Raw genomic sequence first — 21103 nt, 5'->3', positions numbered from 1 at the left:
TTCCCAATGCGCGTTTTGACCCCCCTTTGCAGCGCGATTCTTCTGGCCATGGCCTGCACGGGCCAGGCCCAGGCGATGTCATTGACCGAAGCGATCCAGAGCACCATTGCGACTCACCCGGAGCTGGCATCCCGGGTGGACAGCCGCCTTTCGGCCGATGAGGACGTGAAAGTCGCCAAAGGGGGCTTTTATCCATCGGTTGATCTGAATGCCGCCTATGGGCGCGGGTACAGCGATAACACCAACACCCGGGCGTTCGGCAATCATCACAAGGAAATCCTCACCTATACCCAGTCGGAACTGCGACTGCGCCAGATGCTCTTCGACGGTTTCAATACCGCCAATGAAGTCGAGCGCACCAAAGGCGTGGTCAACTCCCGGGCCTATTACGCTCAAGGCACCGCCCAGGACCTGGCCCTGCGCACCATCGAGGTCTACCTTGAGGTGCTCAAGCGCCGCGAACTGGTGACCCTGGCGAAGAACAACCTGCAAGCGCACCTGCGGGTCAACGATCAGATCGGCCTGCGCACCCAGCGCGGTATCGGCAGCAACGCCGATGCCGATCAATCCACCGCCCGCCGGGCCTTGGCGGAGAACAACCTCGACACCGCCGAAGTCGATCTGGCCGATGCCGAATCGAACTTCTTCGCCGTCGTGGGGCGCATGCCCGATGAGCTGGAAACGCTGCCCTCGATTCGCGGCGAATTGCCCGCCAGCCTGCCGGAAGCCCAGCAGAGCATGGTGGATAACAACCCGTACCTGAAATCCGCCCAGGCCGACGTGCAATCGGCCGAGAGCCAATACGAAGTCTCCAAGTCGCCGTTCTATCCACGCTTCGACGCCGAAGCCGCAGTGGGCGCGAACAACAACGTGCAAGGCGAGGAAGGTCACGACAACGAATGGCGCGTCGGGATCGTCATGAATTACAACCTGTTCCGCGGCGGCAGCGACAAGGCTCGCCTGGCCGGCAACGCACACCGGATCAATCAGGCGATGGATATCCGCAACAACGCGCTGCGCCAGCTCAACGAGAACATCCACCTGGCCTGGAACGCCATGGTCAATGCGAAGAAACAAACCCCGACCGCCCGCGAATACGCCGAGACCACCACCCGGGTCCGGGCCGCATACCAGGACCAGTTCGGCCTCGGCCAACGGACTCTGCTCGACGTGCTCGACAGTGAAAACGAGCTGTACAACGCCAATCGTCGCTACACCGAAGTGCGCTACGTCGAGGAGTACTCGATGTACCGCGTGCTGGCGAACATGGGCCAATTGCTGAGCAAACAACGGGTGGTGCTGCCCGCCGATGCGATCGCCCAGGCCGAAGTGAAAAACGAAGCTCGCCTGCCTGAACTGAGATAGCGCAACGGGAGCGTCACTGTGACCAGCATGGAATCGGGCAACATCGGTGTCGACCCGCGGCTGAGCTTCGATGACCCGCTTCTGGACGGTCTGTTGATCCTCTGCAAACTCCACGGCGCGACGGTCAGTCGCGCCAGCCTGAGTGCCGGGCTGCCTTTGGCCCACCAACGCCTGAGCCTGGACCTGTTGCCACGCGCAGCGGCCAGGGCCAGTTTGCAGGCGCGGTTGCTGCGCCGTGAACTGGCGGATATCTGCGCCCTGAACCTCCCCGTGATGCTCATCCTCAATAATGGCCGCACCGCGATTCTGCGGCGCTGGGGCGATGACGGTCGGGCGCTGATCCTGCCGAGCGAAGCCGATGGCGGCGAACAATGGGTCAGCCGTGAAGAACTGGCGGACAACTACAGCGGCCAGGCGTTGTTCGCCCGGCCGCGGCATGAACTCGAAGACTTGCGCGCCCCCCTGGTGCCACGGGTCGAAGCCTGGTTTCGCGATACGTTGAAACTGTCGAAATGGCTGTACGGCGATGCGATCCTGGCGAGCTTCCTGATCAACCTGTTGGGGTTGATGGTGCCACTGTTTGTCATGCAGACCTATGACCGCGTGGTGCCGAACCAGGCGACATCGACCTTGTGGGTGCTGTCGATCGGCTTGCTGATCGGCACCGGTTTCGAGTTAGTGCTGCGGGTGGTACGCGCGCATTTACTTGACACCGCCGGGAAGAAAACCGACGTGATCCTGTCCGCCACGCTGTTCGAGCGCATCACCGGCATGGCCATGAAGGCGCGGCCGGCGACCATTGGCGGTTTCGCCCAAAGCATCCATGACTTCCAGGGCCTGCGGGAATTCCTCACCGCCGTGACCCTGACCAGCCTGATCGACCTGCCCTTCGCCGTACTGATGCTGGTGGTGATCGGCCTGCTCGGTGGCTGGCTGGTGGTGATTCCACTGTGTGCGTTTCCAGTCACGATCATTTTCGCCATGGTGATCCAGTCCCGGCTGCGCGACACCGTGCAAAAAAGCCTGACATTGGGGGCTGAACGCCAGGCCCTGCTGATCGAAACCCTAGGTGGCCTGGAAACGCTCAAGGCCTGCAGTGCTGAAAGCGAACGCCAGCACCAGTGGGAAAGCACCCACGGTGCCCTCACCCGCCTCGACAGCCATGCGCGCAACCTTTCGGCCCTGGCCACCAACGGCACCTTGTTCATCCAGCAGTTTTCCGGCATGGCGACCATCGTCGCCGGGGTCTACAGCATCATCGCCGGCAACCTCAGCGTCGGCGCACTGGTGGCAACCTACATGCTCGGCAGCCGGGTGCTGGCGCCGCTGGGCCAGATCGCCGGCTTGATCACCCGCTACCAGCAAGCGCAGCTGACGATGAAAAGCACCGACGCGCTGATGTCCCTGCCCCAGGAACGCGACGCCAGGCAACGGCCGCTGGAGCGCACGCAACTGCAAGGGGCGCTGGATGTCATCGGCGTGACCTTCCACTACACCGGCCAGGGCGCGCCGGCGCTGGCCAATGTCAGCTTCAGCGTGAAACCCGGCGAGCGGATCGGCATCATCGGTCGCAGCGGTTCGGGCAAAAGCACCCTGGCGCGGCTGGTGATGGGTTTCTACGCCCCTGAAGAAGGCCAACTGCTGCTGGACGGCCTGGACCTGCGGCAACTGGACGTCGCCGACCTGCGCCAGCAGATCGGTTACGTCGCCCATGACCTGCCCCTGTTGGCCGGCAGCCTGCGCGACAACCTGACCCTGGGCGCACGCTACATCAGCGATGCACGGATGCTCGAAGTGGCGGAACTCACCGGCGTCACCGAGCTGGCGCGCCAGCACCCACAAGGGTTTGACCGGCCGGTAGGCGAACGTGGACAACTGCTGTCCGGCGGCCAGCGCCAGGCGGTGTTGCTGGCGCGCGCCTTGTTGCTCGACCCGCCGATCATGCTGCTCGACGAACCCACCAGCGCCATGGACAACAGCAGTGAAGACGTTCTGCGGCAGAAACTCCACGGCTGGGTCCAGGGCAAGACCCTGCTGTTGGTCACCCACCGCACCCCGATGCTCAGCCTGGTGGATCGGCTGGTGGTGCTGGACAACGGACGGATCGTCGCCGACGGTCCGAAAGAAGCGGTCATCGATGCACTGCGCAAGGGCCGCGTCGGCTCTGCGGCTGTCTAGGAGCTCGCCATGGCCCGTTCATCCTCCGACGCCTCGTCCTCCGGTTCGAAGCCGCGTGGCTACTTCGGCAGTTTCAGAAAAAGCGCCGACAGCGAGTTCATGCCGGAAACCGCCAGCGCTTCGTTGCAGGACTCCCCACGGTGGTCGAGGATTACCGTGTGGCTGACCGCCGCGCTGATAATCACCGCCGTGGTCTGGGCCAAATTCGCCGTGTTGCAGGAAGTCACCATGGGCGAAGGCAAGGCAATTCCGTCGAGCAAGATTCAGGTGATCCAGAATCTGGAGGGGGGCATCGTCACCGAAATCTTTGTGCGCGAAGGGCAAATGGTGAACAAGGGCGATACCTTGCTGCGCCTGGATGACACACGGTTCCTGTCGAACAAGGGCGAAAGCGAGGCCGACCGTTATGCACTGACCGCGCAGGTCGAACGGCTTTCGGCGGAAGCGGAAGGACGACCGTTCAAACTGTCGCCGGAGGTCATCGCCAAGGCTCCGCAAGTGGCCGAGGACGAACGTTCACTCTACGAACAACGGCAACGCCGGCTGGCCAGCGAACAACGCACCTTGTCTGAACAACTTCGGCAAAAAACCCAGGAGCTGGCGGAATTCCGATCCAAACAGGGTCAATACAGTTCCAGCCTGGCACTATTGCAACAAGAGATGAACATGTCTGCGCCACTGGTGGGCACCGGGGCGGTTTCGCCGGTTGAGATCCTGCGCCTCAAACGCAGCGCGGTGGAGATCCGCGGCTCGCTGAACGCCACGACCCTGGCGATACCCCGGGCCGAGTCGGCGATCAACGAGATCAAGAGCAAGATCGACGAGTCGGAGCAATCCTTCCGCTCGGACGCGGCCAAGGAGCTGAATGAGAAGCGCACCGACCTGTCGAAAATCACCGCGTCGAGCATCGCCATCGACGACCGCGTGACCCGGACCACGGTGGTGTCGCCGGTGCACGGGATTATCAAGATGTTGAAGGTCAACACCATCGGCGGCGTGGTCCAGCCGGGCAGCGACATGGTCGAGATCGTGCCGCTGGAAGATAACCTGCTGATCGAAGCCAAGGTTCGGCCGCAGGACGTGGCGTTCCTGCATCCGGGGCAGAAAGCCATGGTCAAGTTCAGTGCCTACGACTACACGATTTACGGGGGGTTGAGCGCGAAGCTCGAGTTGATCGGGGCGGACACCATTACCGATGACAAGGGCAACAGTTTTTATCTGATTCAGGTCAGGACAGATAAAAATCATTTGGGCGGGGATGTGAAACCGTTGCTGATCATTCCGGGGATGGTGGCGACGGTGGATATCATCACCGGGCAGAAGAGTGTGCTGGATTATTTGCTCAAGCCGGTGTTGAAGGCGCGGACCGAGGCGATGCGGGAGCGGTAGTTTCTGGCCGGAATTTTCTGAGATTGTTCCATCGCTATCGCGAGCAAGCTCGCTCCCACAGGGTTTCGTGGCGCTCACTTTATTTATGTACGACACATAACCTTGTGGGAGCGAGCTTGCTCGCGATGAGGCCCTCACAGGCAACGATCATTTCGGTCCATGATTGCGCCGAAAGGTCTCCTCCCCCATCGCCGCAATCTGCCCCTCGATTAGCGCTTCGAACGGCTTTAACAACGGTTCAAAACTGACGGGCGCTTCCAGCGTCTGCAATGCCTGCACGATCGCCTCCACCGTTGACAAGGCCCCCGGCGCCGGTGCCTTGCGCAGGCGATAGCGGGATACGCTCCCCTGCGCCAGGGTCACCCTGGGCAACGCCGCCAGCAACGGATTGAGGTGCAGCATCTTGCGTGCCTTGCGCCACGTGCCGTCCGGAACCACCAGCAGCAACGGGTCCTCGGTAGCGCCGTAGGCCTGCAACGGCTGCGCATCCTCGGCAGGAAACAACAGCCGCGCCCGGTAGCCCGGTTGATTCAACAACGCGGGCAAATCCTCGAACACCTCGCCCACGATCAGCTCGGCATTGTTCAAGCCCAACGCCGCCAGGCGCGCAGTGTTCAAGGCGTGGTTCACCTCGCCGGGATGCTGCAACAGCAACACTCGAGTGCGACTGTCGAGGCTCGGGATCAGCCGGCACAGGCAGTGACCTTGTGGGCGCAGGCAGCGCGGGCATTGGATTCTGGACATCTTCTCAAGCCTGATTCAGTTGTGCTTTAAGCAAGTCGCGAAAGGTCTGGATCAGCGGCTCCCGACTGCGGCCGCGGCGCACGATCATCGAAAACGGCGCCTGATACCCGAAGGTCGCCGGCAGCAGCACCCGCAAGTCGCCCTTGTCGGCCCAGGCCTGGGCGTAGTGCTCCGGCAGGTAACCGATATACGCGCCGGAGAGCACCAGAATCAGCTGCGCCTCCATGCTTTCCACGGTCGCCGCGCTGTGTTTGAAGCCGTGGCGCGCCAGTTCCGCCTGGCTCCAGTAACCCCGGCCGACCATGCGCTGCTGGGTGATGACCTGCTCGGGGATACGCCTTTCGGTGAACAGCGGGTGTCGACTGCTGCAATACAACCAGTGCTGCTCACGGTAAAGCGGCATGTAGACCAGCCCGCTCATGCGCGTGGAGAAAGCGCCGATGGCCAGGTCGAGGCGATTGTCCTGTACCCCGAGCTGCAGTTCGTATGGGCTCATGACCGACAAGTGCAAATGCACCGCCGGGTGTTCCTGGGTGTAGGCACCGATGGCTTCGGCAAAGGGCAAGGCCTTGTCGCTGACGGTGGAATCGATCACCCCCAGGTTCAGCGTGCCGCGCAGTTCGCCCTTGAGGGCGGCGGCGTACTGCTCGAAACCTTCGAGTTCGCCGAGCAGGCGCAAGGTTTCCTGATGGAACAGCTCACCCTTGCTGGTCAGGCTGAAGCCGCCACGACCGCGATGACAGAGCACCAGGCCCAGGGCCGCTTCGAGCTGGCTCATGTAGGTGCTGATGGCCGAGGTAGAGAGGTTGAGCTCCTGCTGGGCATTGGCGAACCCCTGATGGCGGACCACGCTGACGAAGATGCGCAATAGTTTCAGGTCGGGTAAAGCGTTGGCCATGGGGGCTCCGTAACATGTTGCTGTGAGTCTGCCTTGCTGGATGGGCAGTTGCTGCGCAACCGATCGCCAGCAAGCCGGTTCCTACAGAATGCTTCAGGACAGCGCCGACCTGTAGGAGCCGGCTTGCTGGCGATCGGCCCGCCCACACAACACATCTCTCAAGCCGATAAGTCTATCTCCCCCTCCACCATTAGTTTAGAAAAATCTGAACTAAGTATTTGCCCGTAGCGATTCTTCCCCGCCACTACATTTCGCAGAATCGGCCCACAGCGGTGCCCGCGTCTCCCCGACCGGCCAACCGACATAAATAAAACAACGACGATGAGGCCTTACCCGTGGACAAGATTCTTCACCAACCACTGGGCGGCAATGAAATGCCGCGCTTCGGCGGCATCGCCACCATGATGCGACTCCCCCATGTGCCGACCGCCGCCGGTCTGGATGCTGCCTTCGTTGGCGTCCCACTGGACATCGGCACCTCGCTGCGTCCCGGCACCCGTTTCGGACCACGTGAAATCCGCGCCGAATCGGTGATGATCCGCCCGTACAACATGGCCACCGGCGCCGCCCCGTTCGACTCGCTGTCGGTGGCCGACATCGGCGACGTGGCCATCAACACCTTCAACCTGCTGGACGCCGTTCGGATCATCGAAGAGTCCTACGACAATATTCTCGAACACAATGTGATCCCGCTGACCCTGGGCGGCGACCACACCATCACCCTGCCGATCCTGCGTGCCATCCACAAGAAACACGGCAAGGTCGGGCTGGTACACATCGACGCCCACGCCGATGTCAACGATCACATGTTCGGCGAGAAAATCGCCCACGGCACCACCTTCCGTCGTGCCGCCGAGGAAGGCCTGATCGACTGCGACCGCGTGGTGCAGATCGGTCTGCGTGCCCAGGGCTACACCAGCGAAGACTTCAACTGGAGCCGTAAACAAGGCTTCCGTGTGGTTCAGGCCGAAGAGTGCTGGCACAAATCCCTGGCCCCGCTGATGGCCGAAGTTCGCGAGAAAGTCGGCGGCGGTCCGGTGTACCTGAGTTTCGACATCGACGGCATCGACCCGGCTTGGGCGCCAGGTACCGGCACCCCGGAAATCGGTGGCCTGACGACCATTCAGGCGATTGAAATCGTGCGCGGCTGCCAAGGCCTCGACCTGATCGGCTGTGATCTGGTAGAAGTCTCGCCCGCGTACGACACCACCGGCAACACCTCGCTGCTGGCCGCCAACCTGCTGTACGAAATGCTCTGCGTACTGCCGGGCGTGACGCACCGCTGAGGATCGGTCATGAACGAACGTGATCAGGTACTCAAGGCCGCTGCCGATCTGGTGGCCGCCTTTGCCCGTAACGATCGCGAAGCCTACTTCGGCGCATTCAGCGCCGATGCCAGCTTCGTGTTCTACACCCTCGAACAGCCTCTGCTGTCACGCGATGCCTATCAGGCGTTGTGGGACAGCTGGCGGACCGAGGATGGCTTCGAGGTGCTTTCGTGCATGTCGAGCAACGCTGTCGTCAGCCTGCAGGGTGACGTGGCGATTTTCATCCATGACGTGGCCACCGAGCTGCGCATGCAAGGGGAGCGACACTTCAGCCAGGAGCGCGAGACGATTGTGTTTCGCCGACAACAACAAGGCCCATGGCTGGCCTGCCACGAACATTTGTCCGCGATGCCGGAAGGGCTGCCACCCCCTTAGCCAAACAGGTGACGCTCACGCACGATGAGCGCGCCTTTATGATCGGAGCAGATCATGAATAACAACAACAACGACCAAAGCCTTACGCAGATTGAAACCCACGGGGTCGAACAGATCCCGGACAACGAACGCACCGCAGGCCCGACGGACTTGTTCCGGATGATCTTCGGCGGTTCCAACACCTTTGCCACCGCCGTGCTCGGCAGCTTCCCGGTGCTGTTCGGCCTGTCATTCCAGGCCGGTGTGCTGGCGATTGTGCTCGGCGTACTGCTTGGCTCGCTGATCCTCGCGCCCATGGGCCTGTTCGGCCCGCTCAACGGCACCAACAACGCCGTGTCTTCCGGTGCGCATTTCGGCGTGCACGGGCGGATCGTCGGTTCGTTCCTGTCGTTGCTGACCGCCATCGCGTTCTTCTCGCTCTCGGTGTGGAGTTCGGGTGATGCGCTGATCGGTGGTGCCAAGCGCCTGGTCGGTCTTCCGGAAACCGATTTGACCCTGGGCCTGGCCTACGGTCTGTTCGCGATCCTGGTGCTGACCGTTTGCATCTATGGCTTCCGCTTCCTGCTGTGGGTCAACAAGATCGCGGTGTGGAGCGCCAGCCTGCTGTTCCTGCTGGGCCTCTTCGCCTTTGCCGGGCCTTTCGATGTGAACTACGCCGGCACCGTCAGCCTGGGGCAACCGGGTTTCTGGGCGGCCTTCATCGGCGCGGCGCTGGTGGCGATGAGCAACCCGATTTCCTTCGGCGCGTTCCTCGGCGATTGGTCGCGCTACATTCCGCGTGACACCTCCAAGCGCCGGATCATGGCGGCGGTGGTGATCTCGCAGATCGCGACCTTCATCCCGTTCCTGTTCGGCCTGACCACCGCCACCATCGTGGCGATCAAGGCGCCGGACTACATCGCGGCCAACAACTACGTCGGCGGCCTGCTGGCGGTCTCGCCGAGCTGGTTCTTCCTGCCGGTGTGCCTGATTGCAGTGATCGGCGGCATGTCCACCGGCACCACTTCGCTCTATGGCACCGGGCTGGACATGTCCAGCGTCTTCCCACGGGTGCTGTCGCGTGTCAAGGCGACGCTGCTGATCGGCGTGATGTCGATTGCCTTCATCTTCATCGGTCGCTTCGCCGCGAACCTGGTGCAGAGCGTGTCGACCTTCGCCGTACTGATCATCACCTGCACCACTCCGTGGATGGTGATCATGATCATCGGTCTGCTGGTGCGTCGCGGCTTCTACTGCCCGGATGACCTGCAGGTGTTCACCCGCGGCGAGAAAGGCGGTCGTTACTGGTTCACCCATGGCTGGAACTGGCGTGGCCTGGGTGCCTGGATCCCGAGCGCACTGGTGGGTTTGTGCTTTGTGAACCTGCCTGGGCAGTTTGTCGGGCCACTGGGGAATCTGGCGGGCGGCATCGACATCAGCCTGCCGGTGACCCTCGGCCTGGCGTCGCTGGTGTATCTGGCGCTGCTGAGTCTGTTCCCGGAACCGGCCGCGGTGTTCGGCCCGGATGATTCACGCAGCAAGGGCACGGATTCGCTCGGTAAACCGGCGTTGCGACAAGCCGCCTGATTCAACGCATTACCTGTGGTCAACGCATTACCTGTGGGAGCGTGGCTTGCCCGCGATGAACGATAACGCGGTCTGCCTGGCGGACCGCGGCGCACCCATCGCGGGCAAGCCACGCTCCCACAGGAATTGATATATCCATAGGCATTGATTTTCGCCTCACATAAAAAAGACAATCGGAGACACGCCATCATGGCTTTGGATTTATTCGTCGTACTCATCTACGCCGCCGCGATGCTGGTACTCGGCTACTTCGGCATGCGCAAGGCCAAGACCAACGAAGACTACCTGGTCGCCGGTCGTAACCTTGGCCCTACCCTGTACATGGGCACCATGGCCGCGACCGTCCTGGGTGGCGCGTCCACCGTGGGCACCGTGCGCCTGGGCTACGTCCATGGCATTTCCGGTTTCTGGCTGTGCGCCGCACTGGGTTGCGGGATCGTGGCGCTGAACCTGTTCCTCGCCAAACCGCTGCTCAAGCTTAAAATCTATACCGTTACCCAGGTCCTGGAAAAACGCTACAACCCGATGGCCCGCTCGGCGAGCGCGGCAATCATGCTGGCGTATGCGCTGATGATCGGCGTGACCTCGATCCTGGCGATCGGCACCGTGTTGCAAGTGTTGTTCGGCCTGCCATTCTGGGTCTCGATATTGCTCGGTGGTGGCGTGGTGGTGGTCTACTCGGCCATCGGCGGCATGTGGTCCTTGACCCTCACCGACATCGTCCAGTTCGTGATCAAGACCGTGGGCCTGATGTTCATCCTGCTGCCGATCTGCCTGTACCGTGTCGGCGGTTGGGATGAGTTGGTATTGAAACTGCCGGAAGCAGCCTTCAACTTCAGCACCATCGGCTGGGACACCATCATCACCTACTTCATGATCTACTTCTTCGGGATCCTGATTGGCCAGGACATCTGGCAGCGGGTGTTCACCGTCCGGACCGCCAAGGTCGCTCAGTACGCCGGTACGTTCGCCGGTATCTACTGCATCTTCTACGGCCTGGCCTGCGCCCTGATCGGCATGGCCGCTCACGTGCTGATTCCGGACCTGGACAACGTCAACAACGCCTTCGCCGCCATCGTCAAACTGTCGCTTCCGGACGGTATCCGTGGCCTGGTGATCGCTGCTGCACTGGCTGCGATGATGTCCACCGCCAGCGCCGGCCTGCTCGCTGCGTCCACCACACTGACCGAAGACCTGCTGCCGAAACTGCGCGGCGGCAAACAATCGAGCCTGCGCATCAATCGCCTGTTTACCCTGCTCACCGGTCTCGTCGTGTTGGGTATCGCTCTGGTCGTCAATGACGTAATCAGCGCCCTGACCCTGGCCTATAACCTGTTGGTAGGCGGCATGCTGATCCCGTTGATCGGTGCGATCTTCTGGAAACGCGCCACCACCGCCGGCGCCATCGCCAGCATGGGCTTGGGTTTTACCACCGCGTTGGTGTTCATGATCAAGGACGGTATGGACGCCAATACCCCGATCTACTACAGCCTCGGCGTCGGCCTGGTGAGTTTCGTCGTGGTCAGCCTGCTGTCCCGTCGCCCGGCACCGCTGGCGAGCGCTGTCTAAACTGAAAAGAATGGATTAACTTTTTCTTCGACGAGTGTGGCGTCGGTTGCCACACTCGTTTTTTTTCGCCTGAAGGAAACGGCTTATGAAGATCGTCAGCCGCGATCAATGGTTCGAGGTGAAACAACTCAGTGACGGCATCCGCCTGATTCACGAGCCTTACATCCGCCCGTTCTATCGCTGCAATCTCTGGCACATCCAGGGTCGCGACAAGGATTTGCTGCTGGACAGCGGTTCCGGGCTGGTGAGCTTGCGCGAGCAATTGCCGTGGATCACCGAGCGCCCCCTGGTGGCGGTGGCCAGCCACTGCCATTTCGACCACATTGCCGGGCACCACGAATTCGCGGAGCGCCTGGTACACCCGGCGGAGGCGGACATCCTTGCCGCACCGGATGGCGATAACGACTTGAGCAAAGCTTTCGTTGCCGACGACATGTTCGAGGCTCATCCCGACTGCCCATTGTGCTACGCCGAATACCGGGTCAAGGCCGCACCGGCGACGGGAATGATTGAAGAAGGCGACGTACTGGACCTGGGTAACCGCACGCTGAAAGTGTTGCACACACCGGGGCATTCACCCGGCGGCATCAGTCTTTACGAGGCGGCGACCGAGACGCTGTTCAGCGGCGATATCATCTACGACGGCCCGCTCATCGAGGACGCCTATCACTCCAACCTCGACGACTACGCACGCAGCCTTGAGCGCTTGCGTGCGCTGCGTATCCGCACCGTGCACGGTGGGCATTTCGGCAGTTTTTCCGGAGAGCATTTACGTACGATGATTGACGAGTGGCAGCGCTCCCATGGTTGAAGCCTGCTGTACTCAAGCGCAGGGACGACAACAATAACGCCCTCGAAGAAAACCATGAAAAAAGCCGCCGTTCGTGCCGCCGTACATCGCTTCATCAGCCGCCTGCTTGAGGTTGAGGAGGACTTCGACGACAACACCAGCCTGGCGCAATTGGGATTGGATAAGGAGGATATCGAAGAACTGATCTTCCATCTGGAAGATGAGCTGGGTTTGACGGCGTTCACCGCCGAAGAAGATCAGATGCTCAAGACCGCGATGACGGTGAATGACTTGAGCCGTTTTTTGCTGAGAATTGGGCGACACTGAGAACAGTTGCCAGAGACAAGTGTGCTGTGGCGAGGGAGCTTGCTCCCGCTCGGCTGCGCAGCAGTCGCAAGCTTGATACGAGGCCAATCTGACCGACCTTGGTGGCAGCAATGGGGTCGCTGCGCGGCCCAGCGGGAGCAAGCTCCCTCGCCACCGGAAAGCGCCTGCCCTACCGGCGACGCGGCTGGCGTCGACGCTGTTCGTCGTCAGTACGAATAGGCACAGGTTGCAAAGGCGGTTCGATCAAACCGAGTGCAACACCCAGGTCATGCAGCCAGTTTTGGATTTTCTCTTTCATGGTGCCCCCTTGAGGGTAGTGCCGAGCGGCTTGAAATTCTGTAGCCCCTTCGCACTGATAATAGTCCGAAGTCCTGCGCAATGCTCGCCAAAAGTGGCAAAGATCTGTTACTGAATTGATCCAAATACCTGACCATTAGTTCAAGCAATCAAACGACCGCGAGTCGGTGCCGGTGGTTAGACCGTCTGTCGCCGCTTGATCCACACATTCGATCGGCCACCGGCACGGTCAGTCCTGCCCCAGGGCTTTGCGCAGATGACGGCGCACCCACTGCTCGGCACTGACAAAGGTGATGCCCAACAGCACCAGCACCGCGCCGACGATGAAATTGAGACTCAATTCTTCACCCAGCAGCACCACGCCGAAGGTGACGCCAAACAATGGCGTCATGAACGAAAACACCGCCAGATTCGCTGCCAGGTAACGGCGCAACAGCCAGAACCAGGTCAGGTAACTGAAGAACGAAACCACCAATCCCTGGAACAGCACGCTGGCCACCGCCACCGTGGTCAGGCTGACGTGACCGATCTGGCCGCTGAGGACGGCGATCAGCAGCAGGCCGACGAAACCGACGATCAGTTGATAAAACAGGGTCAGGGTCACCGGCGCTTCCGACAGCCGCGAAGCGCGCACCACCACTGTAGTCGCACCCCAGGACGCGCCGGCCAGCACGCCCAACGCATCGCCCAAGAGCATGCGCCGATCGAGATTGTCCCAAGACACTCCACCGGCAAATGCAATGGCAATCCCGATGAAAGCCAGGAATATTCCCAGCCACTGGACGGGTCTCAAGCGTTCACTGGGCAACAACCAGTTGACACCCAATGCGGTAAAGATCGGCGCGGTGTAAAGGAACACGGACATGTGTGCGGCCGTGGTCAGTTGCAGGCCTTCGGAAATGAACAAAAACTCCAGACCGAACAGCGCGCCGGCCAGCAAACCGCCGCGCCAGGTACTGCCGACCTGGTCCCAACCGCCCTTCCAGCACAGCAAAAGTCCTACGAGCAACGCGGAAATACCCGACCGCCCCGCCGCTTGCATGACCGGGGCAATGTCGGGCGCCGCCCATTTGATTATCACCTGCTGGACACCCCAGATCAGGCATAGCCCCATCATCACTTGCAGGGCAAACCCATCGGCGCTACGCCGGGTGACGCTCACCGGACTACCTCGACAACACAATCCATGGCAGTGACTCGAAAGTAAAAGCAAAAGCCCCGGTTCGTTGCCGATCAAGCGCCGGGGAGAAAAACGATGCTGCCGATTATTAACCAGATGGGCAGAAAATGCCGCCTGCCAGAGACCTTTGGCTTCCTGGTTGCGTCACGCCCCCCCTGTAGGAGCGAGCTTGCTCGCGAAGGTCGTCAACGATGGCGTGTTTTCTGTAAAACGCGGCGCCTTGAAGTCCATCGCGAGCAAGCTCGCTCCTACAAGGGGCCGAGGCCGGGTCAGCTCAATTCGATGCGGTCGGCATGAATGACGATCTGGCCGTTCTTGTACAACGCGCCAATCGCCTTTTTGAAGTTGCCCTTGCTGACGCCAAACATGCTGGTGATCACCGCCGGGTCGCTCTTGTCGCTCACCGGCAGTGTGCCGTTGTTGTCGCGCAGCCTGGCGAGGATCTTCGAATTCAGGCTGGAGGCGGCTTCCTCGCCGACCGGTTGCAGGCTCAGGCTGATCTTGCCATCGGCCCGGACTTCCTTGATAAAGCCCTTTTCTTCTTTACCAGCGCGCATGAACTTGAAGATTTCGTTCTTGTGGATCAGGCCCCAGTGCTTGTTGTTGATGATCGCCTTGAACCCCATGTCGGTGGCTTCGGCGACCAGCAGATCAACTTCCTGGCCCGGGGTGTAGTTGGCCGGGCTCTTGTCCAGGTAGCGGTCCAGGCGCGCCGTCGCCGTGATGCGACGGGTGTGTTTGTCGAGGTAGACGTGCACCACGACATACTCGCCGGCGGTCATCTGGCGCTTTTCCTCGGAATACGGCAACAACAGGTCCTTCGGCAAGCCCCAATCCAGGAAAACCCCGATGCTGTTGACTTCAACGACTTTCAAACTGGCGAATTCACCGACCTGTACTTTCGGCTTCTCGGTAGTTGCGATGAGTTTGTCATCGCTGTCCAGATAAATAAAAACGTTGAGCCAGTCTTCATCTTCACTGGGAATATCTTTGGGAATATAACGATTGGGCAGAAGGATTTCGCCGTCTGCGCCACCGTCCAGATATAAACCGAAGTTAGTGTGTTTAACCACTTGCAAACTGTTGTAACGCCCGACTAAAGCCATGTCCAATACCCTCATTGCGTGGGCGGCATTCTACCCGGTTTTGCGGGTTGCGTTCGGCGGCCAGCCCGATGGCGCAGGAAAATCCTCTGAAGGCCTTAATTTTCCTGATTTTTATCCCGCGTGCCTGGCCACTCGTCAGCCTAGGGTGACGCTGGTTGCGCTTGCCTGTCAGGCAAAAACCGCTAATTTCGCTCTGTTCTTTTTAGTTAAAACAGCAGCTTAGGGATATTTCCGAACAATAACCCGCGATACACCACCGACCTGCGAGTTGTATTTCGGGAGGATATTTATCAAGCAATTGTCAAGTATTTCCTGTACTATGCCTGGCCAAGTTAATTTCTACAGGTTAATGGCCGCCATGCGTGTAAAAGCATCCAACAGCAAAGCAAAGCCAGCTCCAGCCGTTGAAACCAGCGAATCGATCAACAATCAGATTGCTGCGTTCCTCAAGTCTGGCGGCGAGATCCAGCAAATTGCCAAAGGCGTCAGCGGCCAGACATTCGGCCCGTCCAAGCAGATCACTCTGGGCAAAAAGTAACGCTTGAAGATCTGCCCGCGATAACTGGTCCCTAAGCGCTTTGAGCTTCGAAGCGCTTGGACTGGAACCTTCCCGAAACACCCCGCCCAATAATACATCCATCAAAAATCGACGAACGGCCATCAGCGCCGGGCATTCGCCGGTATCCTTGCACACGTCTAGATCAAGCGTTTCAGCAGGTTTTTCCTGTGCCTCGCTGTTCATGGAGTGACGTATGCTCAAACCCTTTCTTTTCCTGCTCGTCAGCCTGCTGGCGTGTTCGGTCGCCAATGCGCAAATCTTCCAGCGTGAGCTGGGCGACTTCGACCTCAAACTGGGCACCTCCCCCAGCCGCAGCATGGCCCAGGGTCTGGTCAAGCCTGCCAGCACCGGCTCGTTCCACGGCGGACTGGATCTCAGCCACGATAGCGGATTTTACGTGGGCCAATGGTCGCCGAGCGTGGGCCTGAGTCCGGGCAAAAATCTTGAAGTCGATTCCTACGTGGGTTTTAAACAGCCCTTCGATCACAGCCTCGGTTACGAAGTGGGCATGATCCATTACAGCTACCCGACAGTGGAGACGCTCGACAGCCAGGAGTTGTTTGGTGGCCTGACCCTGCTGGGCAGTCGCTTCGGCGCGGCGTTCAGCAACGATCCGGATAAACAGAACAGTACCGTATTCGCCGACCTGAACGGCAATCAGCCCTTCGGCATCGGGGTCAGCATGAAATACACGACGCACCAGCTCAATGCCCCGGTGACTGTGGAGGGTGGTTATGTCGGCAGTTTCACCGATTGGTCAGTGACACTCTCCCGTCCATTCATGGGCATCGACCTGAACCTGATCTACAGCGATTCCAGCCTCAGCGGCAGCGACTGTTCGGCCTATTCCGGGCATAACAGCCAGTGCGATGGCCTGGTCACCCTCAAAGCTCAACATGCCTTCTATTGATTGGCTGAACTGGCGGGTTCATCCCGCGTTCACATGAGAACCTACGCTTTCGCAAGGACTTGCCCATGTCGCGCTGGTTGAAGTGTCTCACCGTCGTTATCACCCTCTGTCTTGCCCTCGGCGCGTGCAGCCGCGTCGGTCTGGCCTATCGCAATCTCGACGTGATCATCCCGTGGACGCTCAGCGATTACCTGAGCATGAATGGCGGGCAGAAGGACTGGTTCAACGAACGCCTCGAAGAGCACCTGAGCTGGCACTGCACCACGCAACTGCCGGGTTACCTCGACTGGCTGGACCGTCTGCAGGACATGGTGGAGCGCAACGAGGTCACCGACGCTGCACTACAAGCACGCACGCAGGAAGCCAAGCAAGCCATCGCCCAGACCGCCAGGGAAATCACCCCCTCAGCCATCGAATTGTTGCAGGGGCTCAATGACAAACAAGTCGCGGAAATGAACGACGCCTTCGCCAAGGACCAGCGCAAACGTCAGGAGCAATACCTGAAACCGTCACTCGATCAGCAGGTGAAGGAGCGTGGCGAGCGCATGGAAAAACGCTTGAATGACTGGCTCGGCCCACTCAGCCCTCCCCAAAAGCAACGGGTAGTCGACTGGTCAATGGCCTTGGGCGATCAGAACACGCAATGGATCGCTAACCGCGTCCATTGGCAAAAGCAATTCAGTGCGGCGGTTGCGCAGCGCCAGAGCCCGCAATTCCCCCAGCGCGTCGAGACGCTTCTGGTCAATCGAGAGACGTTGTGGACACCCGCTTACCGCCAGGCGTACGCCAACACCGAAGCCCAGGCGCGGTCGCTGTTCGTGGACTTGATGGCCGAGAGCACCCCGGAGCAACGGCAGCGATTGCTGAAGAAAATCGAGGGCGTGCGCAAGGATTTCAATGATTTGAAATGTTTGAAAGCCACCAAACAAGGTTAAGCGTCCAACACAAATCCCTTGTAGGAGCTGGCTTGCCGGATCGCCGCATCGCAGCGAATGCGACTTCAAGGCTTACACCGCCCATGAAGACGCCTTCGCCGGCAAGCCGGCTCCTACAGGGGGCGGCGTTGACCCCCGTTCCATCGGTACGCCGTGCATCATGTAGGAGCTGGCGTAAGACTCAGGCGATCTGCGCCTTCGACGCCACTTGATCAAACGTCACCTCGTCCAGCGCATCCTCCTGCTCATCCAGCACCTGCCGCGGGTGATCATTGCCTGGAATGCTGCTGTCGATCAAGCTCAACAAACTCGAGCCCCGTGGTGTCAAGACGTAGTTCGAACCGGTGCCACCCTGCTCCTCAGGACGAGGCTCAATATAGCCACGCTCCAGCAGTAACTTTTCGTACTCGCCGGCCACCGCTTTCAGGTGATCCAGGTTTTCCGTCACCTCGCCCTCTGTCGCTTGCTCGGCAGCGTATTGTTCGGCATAGGGACGTGGCGTGAAGCTGGGTGCCCCGTTCTGTACTTCGTGCAGCAAACGTTCGATCAAATCCCAGTTATAAGTCGTCATCCTGATCAACCTCCAGCGCCCGTGAGTGGAATGGCCTACATAGGTTGTGACCGACAGCGTGCGCAGCCGTTCAGCTGAGCTCTTTAATCAGGTTTTGAACAGCACCGACCGGTGGTATGTCGAATTGGGCACAGGTCAAACGACTAGCCATGTCAGTTACCTCCCAGCATCACGCAGGAGAAAACCCATGAACATTCAGAACCATCCCGTCGTCCCCAAGGAAGAATGGCTCGCTGCCCGCAAACAACACCTGGCCCACGAAAAAGCCTTCACCCGGGAACGGGACAAACTCAGCGCCGAACGTCGCGCCCTGCCCTGGGTGAAAATCGACAAGGATTACCGCTTTCAGGGCCCTGACGGCGAGCTGAAACTGGCCGATCTGTTCGGCGGTCGCAGCCAGTTGGTCATTTACCACTTCATGTTCGCCAAAGGCTGGGACGAAGGCTGTTCCGGCTGCTCGTTCCTGTCCGACCACATCGACGGCGCCAACCGGCACCTGGCCCACCATGACGTGGCGGTGGTTGCGGTTTCCCACGCACCCTTCGCCGAATTTCAGGCGTTCAAACGGCGCATGGGCTGGAAATTCGACTGGGTCTCGTCCGAGGGCTGCGATTTCAACTACGACTTCGGCGTCTCGTTCCGGGCCGAAGACCTCGCCGCCGGCAAGGCGACCTACAACTACGAAAAATCCGACGGCGCCGAAGAAGAACTCCCCGGCCTGAGCGTGTTTTATCGCAACGAAGACGGCGAAATCTTCCATACCTACTCCACCTACGCCCGGGGCCTCGACCTGTTGGTTGGCGCTTATAACTACCTGGATCTGACGCCCAAGGGCCGCAATGAAGAGCAAATCATGGAATGGGTGCGGCTGCATGATCAGTATGAACAGAAGGCTTCATCCAGCTGCTGTCATGGGGGATAGAACAAGCAGACCGAGTCGCGGCCATCGCGAGCAAGCTCGCTCCCACATCGATCCGGATCTTCACAGTAGTCATTAACCTCTCAATCCCCTTGCAGGAGCTGGCTTGCCAGCGAAGGCGGTGTGTCAGACGACATCAATGTTGAATGTGATGGCCCCTTCGCTGCGATGCGGCGACCCGACAAGCCAGCTCCTACAGTTGCCAGAGGCGCTCTTAATAGTTCAGCTTGAAAGGGCGCAATCTGCAATTGAGCGCTTCCGTCGCTGAACTTTTCCATGCACGAACCCTCAACCGGATAACCCGCCTTAACCGGAACTGAGGCTCGCCCCATGAAAACCCTGCTGAAACTCACCCTGGCTGCCACTATCGCTTGCGCCCTCCCTGTATGGGCCTGCACACCTGAAGAAGCCACCATCAAGCGTGAACAACTGGCCAGGGAGGTCACCAAGCTCACCGAGCAGAATCCAGCCAAGGCCAAGGAGATCAATGACGAACTGCAGAAAATGGACCTGGGTACTGCCAGCAAGGATTTGCCGGACAAGTGCCAGTTGATCGACCAGCGATTGAAGGAGCTGGAAACGGCTGAGAAGAAAGCTGAGGGTTGAAGGCCAAACAGATTTCCAAGCATAAAAAAACCCGGACACTGTCCGGGTTTTTTATTACCTCGCTATCGACGACTTACTCAGCAGCCGGCGCTTCCGGCTTGCGGCGCTTGAGCGGCGCCATGCCGTCCTTGCTGACCAGCGACAAGGCGTCGGTCTTCGGGCGGTTGGCGATCTTGCGCTTGGTCGGGGCCTTGGCGCCGGTTTTCTTCTTGTCGCCCTTGGCGTCGACCTTTTTCTTCTTCACGCCGACGGCTTTGCCCGAGGCCTTGACCTTCTTCGGTCCGCCGTAAGTGCCTTTGACTTCCTTGATGGTGCGGCGCTCGAAGCTCTGCTTGAGGTAGCGCTCGACGCTCGACATCAGGTTCCAGTCGCCGTGGCAGATCAGCGAGATGGCCAGGCCATCGTTGCCGGCGCGGCCGGTACGACCGATGCGGTGCACGTACTCGTCGCCGCTGCGCGGCATATCGAAGTTGATCACCAGGTCAAGCCCGTCAACGTCCAGGCCGCGAGCGGCGACGTCGGTGGCGACGAGGATTTTCACGCCGCCCTGCTTCAGACGATCGATGGCCAGCTTGCGGTCTTTCTGGTCCTTGTCACCATGCAGCACGAACGCTTTGTAGTCCTGTGCCACCAGGCGGCCGTAGATACGGTCGGCCATGGCCCGGGTGTTGGTGAACACGATGGCCTTCTGATAGGTCTCGTTGGCCAGCAGCCAGTTCACGATCTGTTCTTTGTGCTGATTGTGGTCGGCAGTGATGATCTGCTGACGGGTGGTGGCGTTCAGGTCGCTGACGTTGTTCAGTTGCAGGTGCTCAGGGTTGTTCAGCACCTTGGCGACCATCTCGCGCAGGCCCGAACCGCCGGTGGTGGCCGAGAACAGCATGGTCTGCTGACGGTTGGTGCACTCTTGCACCAGACGCTGCACGTCTTCGGCAAAGCCCATGTCGAGCATGCGGTCGGCTTCGTCGAGCACCAGTACTTCAACTTCTTTCAAGTCGAGGTTGCCGGCGTTCAGTTGCTCGATCATCCGCCCCGGCGTACCGATCAGGATGTCCGGCACTTTGCGCAGCATCGCGGCCTGGACCTTGAAGTCTTCACCGCCGGTGATCAGGCCGGACTTGATGAACGTGAACTGGGCGAAACGCTCGACTTCCTTGATGGTCTGCTGGGCCAGTTCGCGGGTCGGCAGCAGGATCAGGGTCTTGATGCTGACACGGACTTTGGCCGGACCGATCAGGCGGTTGAGGATCGGCAAGACGAATGCAGCGGTCTTGCCGCTGCCGGTTTGCGCTGTCACCCGCAGGTCACGCCCTTGGAGCGCCAGCGGAATAGCCGCTGCTTGCACAGGCGTTGGCTCGACAAATTTAAGCTCGGCCACGGCTTTGAGCAGGCGTTCGTGCAGGGCGAATTGGGAAAACACGGGTGCTACCTCGAAGAAATACAAAAAAACAGCTGCATAGGGTAACGGTTTCGAGCGCGAAGGCCGAGTTT

Annotated in this window: 22 protein-coding genes; 15 read left to right on the top strand and 7 right to left on the bottom strand. The window is 60.0% G+C overall.

Going from position 1 to position 21103, the window contains the following annotated elements:
* Positions 1-6 precede the first annotated feature (6 nt).
* Genes J2W17_RS01160 through J2W17_RS01150 form a run of 3 tightly spaced genes read left to right on the top strand, consistent with a single transcriptional unit; the run spans position 7 to position 4932 of the window.
* The gene (locus J2W17_RS01160; RefSeq protein ID WP_307327918.1) at positions 7-1365 is read left to right on the top strand and encodes a TolC family outer membrane protein; all 1359 of its coding nucleotides are present in this window, start codon (positions 7-9) and stop codon (positions 1363-1365) included.
* A gap of 18 nt (positions 1366-1383) precedes the next feature.
* Positions 1384-3543 carry a type I secretion system permease/ATPase gene (locus tag J2W17_RS01155; RefSeq protein ID WP_307327915.1) on the top strand — a complete coding sequence of 720 codons (2160 nt, stop codon included), beginning with the start codon at positions 1384-1386 and terminating at the stop codon, positions 3541-3543.
* Positions 3544-3552: 9 nt separating this feature from the next.
* Complete coding sequence (locus J2W17_RS01150; protein WP_307327911.1) at positions 3553-4932, top strand: HlyD family type I secretion periplasmic adaptor subunit; 1380 nt, start codon at positions 3553-3555, stop codon at positions 4930-4932.
* Positions 4933-5079: 147 nt separating this feature from the next.
* On the opposite strand, the gene J2W17_RS01145 is transcribed toward J2W17_RS01150, so the two are convergent.
* Positions 5080-5676 carry a tRNA-uridine aminocarboxypropyltransferase gene (locus J2W17_RS01145; protein WP_307327908.1) on the bottom strand — a complete coding sequence of 199 codons (597 nt, stop codon included), beginning with the start codon at positions 5674-5676 and terminating at the stop codon, positions 5080-5082.
* 4 nt (positions 5677-5680) lie between these two features.
* Complete coding sequence (locus J2W17_RS01140; protein WP_064679167.1) at positions 5681-6574, bottom strand: LysR family transcriptional regulator; 894 nt, start codon at positions 6572-6574, stop codon at positions 5681-5683.
* Between the two features lie 335 nt (positions 6575-6909).
* Here J2W17_RS01140 and speB point away from each other — a divergent pair, with 335 nt between their 5' ends.
* The 6 genes from speB (at position 6910) to J2W17_RS01110 (ending at position 12529) form a co-directional block, all read left to right on the top strand.
* The gene (speB, locus tag J2W17_RS01135) at positions 6910-7860 is read left to right on the top strand and encodes an agmatinase (RefSeq protein ID WP_064679168.1); all 951 of its coding nucleotides are present in this window, start codon (positions 6910-6912) and stop codon (positions 7858-7860) included.
* A gap of 9 nt (positions 7861-7869) precedes the next feature.
* Complete coding sequence (locus tag J2W17_RS01130; RefSeq protein ID WP_307327899.1) at positions 7870-8277, top strand: YybH family protein; 408 nt, start codon at positions 7870-7872, stop codon at positions 8275-8277.
* Positions 8278-8331: 54 nt separating this feature from the next.
* A complete protein-coding gene (locus tag J2W17_RS01125; protein ID WP_307327894.1) occupies positions 8332-9843 on the top strand; it encodes a purine-cytosine permease family protein in 1512 nt (503 codons plus the stop codon).
* Between the two features lie 189 nt (positions 9844-10032).
* Positions 10033-11412 (top strand): sodium:solute symporter, encoded by a 1380-nt coding sequence (locus tag J2W17_RS01120; RefSeq protein ID WP_307327891.1) that lies wholly within the window; start codon positions 10033-10035, stop codon positions 11410-11412.
* Between the two features lie 85 nt (positions 11413-11497).
* Positions 11498-12223, top strand: coding sequence for an MBL fold metallo-hydrolase (locus tag J2W17_RS01115; protein WP_307327888.1), 726 nt, complete (start codon positions 11498-11500; stop codon positions 12221-12223).
* Positions 12224-12277: 54 nt separating this feature from the next.
* Positions 12278-12529 carry an acyl carrier protein gene (locus J2W17_RS01110; protein ID WP_307327885.1) on the top strand — a complete coding sequence of 84 codons (252 nt, stop codon included), beginning with the start codon at positions 12278-12280 and terminating at the stop codon, positions 12527-12529.
* 169 nt (positions 12530-12698) lie between these two features.
* Here J2W17_RS01110 and J2W17_RS01105 read toward each other — a convergent pair whose 3' ends face one another.
* From J2W17_RS01105 to J2W17_RS01095, 3 genes are all read right to left on the bottom strand, one after another.
* Entirely contained in the window at positions 12699-12827 is a 129-nt protein-coding gene (locus J2W17_RS01105; protein WP_003184145.1) for a PA1414 family protein, read from the bottom strand.
* A gap of 228 nt (positions 12828-13055) precedes the next feature.
* Positions 13056-13988, bottom strand: coding sequence for a DMT family transporter (locus tag J2W17_RS01100; protein ID WP_307327882.1), 933 nt, complete (start codon positions 13986-13988; stop codon positions 13056-13058).
* Positions 13989-14275: 287 nt separating this feature from the next.
* A complete protein-coding gene (locus J2W17_RS01095) occupies positions 14276-15112 on the bottom strand; it encodes a CvfB family protein (RefSeq protein ID WP_307327879.1) in 837 nt (278 codons plus the stop codon).
* Between J2W17_RS01095 and J2W17_RS01090 the strand changes: the two genes are divergently transcribed.
* The 4 genes from J2W17_RS01090 (at position 15111) to J2W17_RS01075 (ending at position 17516) form a co-directional block, all read left to right on the top strand.
* Positions 15111-15335 carry a hypothetical protein gene (locus J2W17_RS01090; protein WP_307327876.1) on the top strand — a complete coding sequence of 75 codons (225 nt, stop codon included), beginning with the start codon at positions 15111-15113 and terminating at the stop codon, positions 15333-15335. The genes J2W17_RS01095 and J2W17_RS01090 overlap by 2 nt on opposite strands.
* A gap of 126 nt (positions 15336-15461) precedes the next feature.
* On the top strand, positions 15462-15650 hold the full coding sequence (locus J2W17_RS01085) for a hypothetical protein (RefSeq protein WP_017337097.1): 189 nt from the start codon (positions 15462-15464) through the stop codon (positions 15648-15650).
* 214 nt (positions 15651-15864) lie between these two features.
* Positions 15865-16581: a TorF family putative porin gene (locus J2W17_RS01080; RefSeq protein ID WP_307327872.1), complete on the top strand. Its 717-nt coding sequence runs from the start codon at positions 15865-15867 to the stop codon at positions 16579-16581.
* A gap of 65 nt (positions 16582-16646) precedes the next feature.
* Positions 16647-17516: a DUF6279 family lipoprotein gene (locus J2W17_RS01075; protein ID WP_307327868.1), complete on the top strand. Its 870-nt coding sequence runs from the start codon at positions 16647-16649 to the stop codon at positions 17514-17516.
* Positions 17517-17697: 181 nt separating this feature from the next.
* Here the strand turns inward: J2W17_RS01075 and J2W17_RS01070 are convergent, their stop codons facing one another.
* On the bottom strand, positions 17698-18087 hold the full coding sequence (locus tag J2W17_RS01070) for a transcriptional regulator (RefSeq protein ID WP_307327865.1): 390 nt from the start codon (positions 18085-18087) through the stop codon (positions 17698-17700).
* A gap of 187 nt (positions 18088-18274) precedes the next feature.
* On the opposite strand from J2W17_RS01070, the gene J2W17_RS01065 reads away from it, so the two are divergent.
* On the top strand, positions 18275-19009 hold the full coding sequence (locus J2W17_RS01065) for a DUF899 domain-containing protein (protein ID WP_307327862.1): 735 nt from the start codon (positions 18275-18277) through the stop codon (positions 19007-19009).
* Between the two features lie 327 nt (positions 19010-19336).
* Entirely contained in the window at positions 19337-19612 is a 276-nt protein-coding gene (locus tag J2W17_RS01060; RefSeq protein ID WP_307327859.1) for a hypothetical protein, read from the top strand.
* Positions 19613-19685: 73 nt separating this feature from the next.
* Here J2W17_RS01060 and J2W17_RS01055 read toward each other — a convergent pair whose 3' ends face one another.
* Positions 19686-21032 (bottom strand): DEAD/DEAH box helicase, encoded by a 1347-nt coding sequence (locus tag J2W17_RS01055; protein WP_282483259.1) that lies wholly within the window; start codon positions 21030-21032, stop codon positions 19686-19688.
* Between the last annotated feature and the right edge of the window lie 71 nt (positions 21033-21103).

It is taken from the genome of Pseudomonas lini, assembly GCF_030812475.1.
Classification (GTDB): Bacteria; Pseudomonadota; Gammaproteobacteria; order Pseudomonadales; family Pseudomonadaceae; genus Aquipseudomonas; species Aquipseudomonas lini_A.
This window is presented reverse-complemented; position numbering and strand designations above follow the sequence as displayed.

Coding starts and splice junctions, on each gene's coding strand:
- J2W17_RS01160 (WP_307327918.1), top strand. CDS start 7: ATGCGCGTTTTGACCCCCCTTTGCAGCGCGATTCTTCTGGCCATGGCC.
- J2W17_RS01150 (WP_307327911.1), top strand. CDS start 3,553: ATGGCCCGTTCATCCTCCGACGCCTCGTCCTCCGGTTCGAAGCCGCGT.
- J2W17_RS01145 (WP_307327908.1), bottom strand. CDS start 5,676: ATGTCCAGAATCCAATGCCCGCGCTGCCTGCGCCCACAAGGTCACTGC.
- J2W17_RS01140 (WP_064679167.1), bottom strand. CDS start 6,574: ATGGCCAACGCTTTACCCGACCTGAAACTATTGCGCATCTTCGTCAGC.
- J2W17_RS01130 (WP_307327899.1), top strand. CDS start 7,870: ATGAACGAACGTGATCAGGTACTCAAGGCCGCTGCCGATCTGGTGGCC.
- J2W17_RS01125 (WP_307327894.1), top strand. CDS start 8,332: ATGAATAACAACAACAACGACCAAAGCCTTACGCAGATTGAAACCCAC.
- J2W17_RS01120 (WP_307327891.1), top strand. CDS start 10,033: ATGGCTTTGGATTTATTCGTCGTACTCATCTACGCCGCCGCGATGCTG.
- J2W17_RS01115 (WP_307327888.1), top strand. CDS start 11,498: ATGAAGATCGTCAGCCGCGATCAATGGTTCGAGGTGAAACAACTCAGT.
- J2W17_RS01110 (WP_307327885.1), top strand. CDS start 12,278: ATGAAAAAAGCCGCCGTTCGTGCCGCCGTACATCGCTTCATCAGCCGC.
- J2W17_RS01105 (WP_003184145.1), bottom strand. CDS start 12,827: ATGAAAGAGAAAATCCAAAACTGGCTGCATGACCTGGGTGTTGCACTC.
- J2W17_RS01090 (WP_307327876.1), top strand. CDS start 15,111: ATGTCCAATACCCTCATTGCGTGGGCGGCATTCTACCCGGTTTTGCGG.
- J2W17_RS01095 (WP_307327879.1), bottom strand. CDS start 15,112: ATGGCTTTAGTCGGGCGTTACAACAGTTTGCAAGTGGTTAAACACACT.
- J2W17_RS01085 (WP_017337097.1), top strand. CDS start 15,462: ATGGCCGCCATGCGTGTAAAAGCATCCAACAGCAAAGCAAAGCCAGCT.
- J2W17_RS01080 (WP_307327872.1), top strand. CDS start 15,865: ATGCTCAAACCCTTTCTTTTCCTGCTCGTCAGCCTGCTGGCGTGTTCG.
- J2W17_RS01075 (WP_307327868.1), top strand. CDS start 16,647: ATGTCGCGCTGGTTGAAGTGTCTCACCGTCGTTATCACCCTCTGTCTT.
- J2W17_RS01070 (WP_307327865.1), bottom strand. CDS start 18,087: ATGACGACTTATAACTGGGATTTGATCGAACGTTTGCTGCACGAAGTA.
- J2W17_RS01065 (WP_307327862.1), top strand. CDS start 18,275: ATGAACATTCAGAACCATCCCGTCGTCCCCAAGGAAGAATGGCTCGCT.
- J2W17_RS01060 (WP_307327859.1), top strand. CDS start 19,337: ATGAAAACCCTGCTGAAACTCACCCTGGCTGCCACTATCGCTTGCGCC.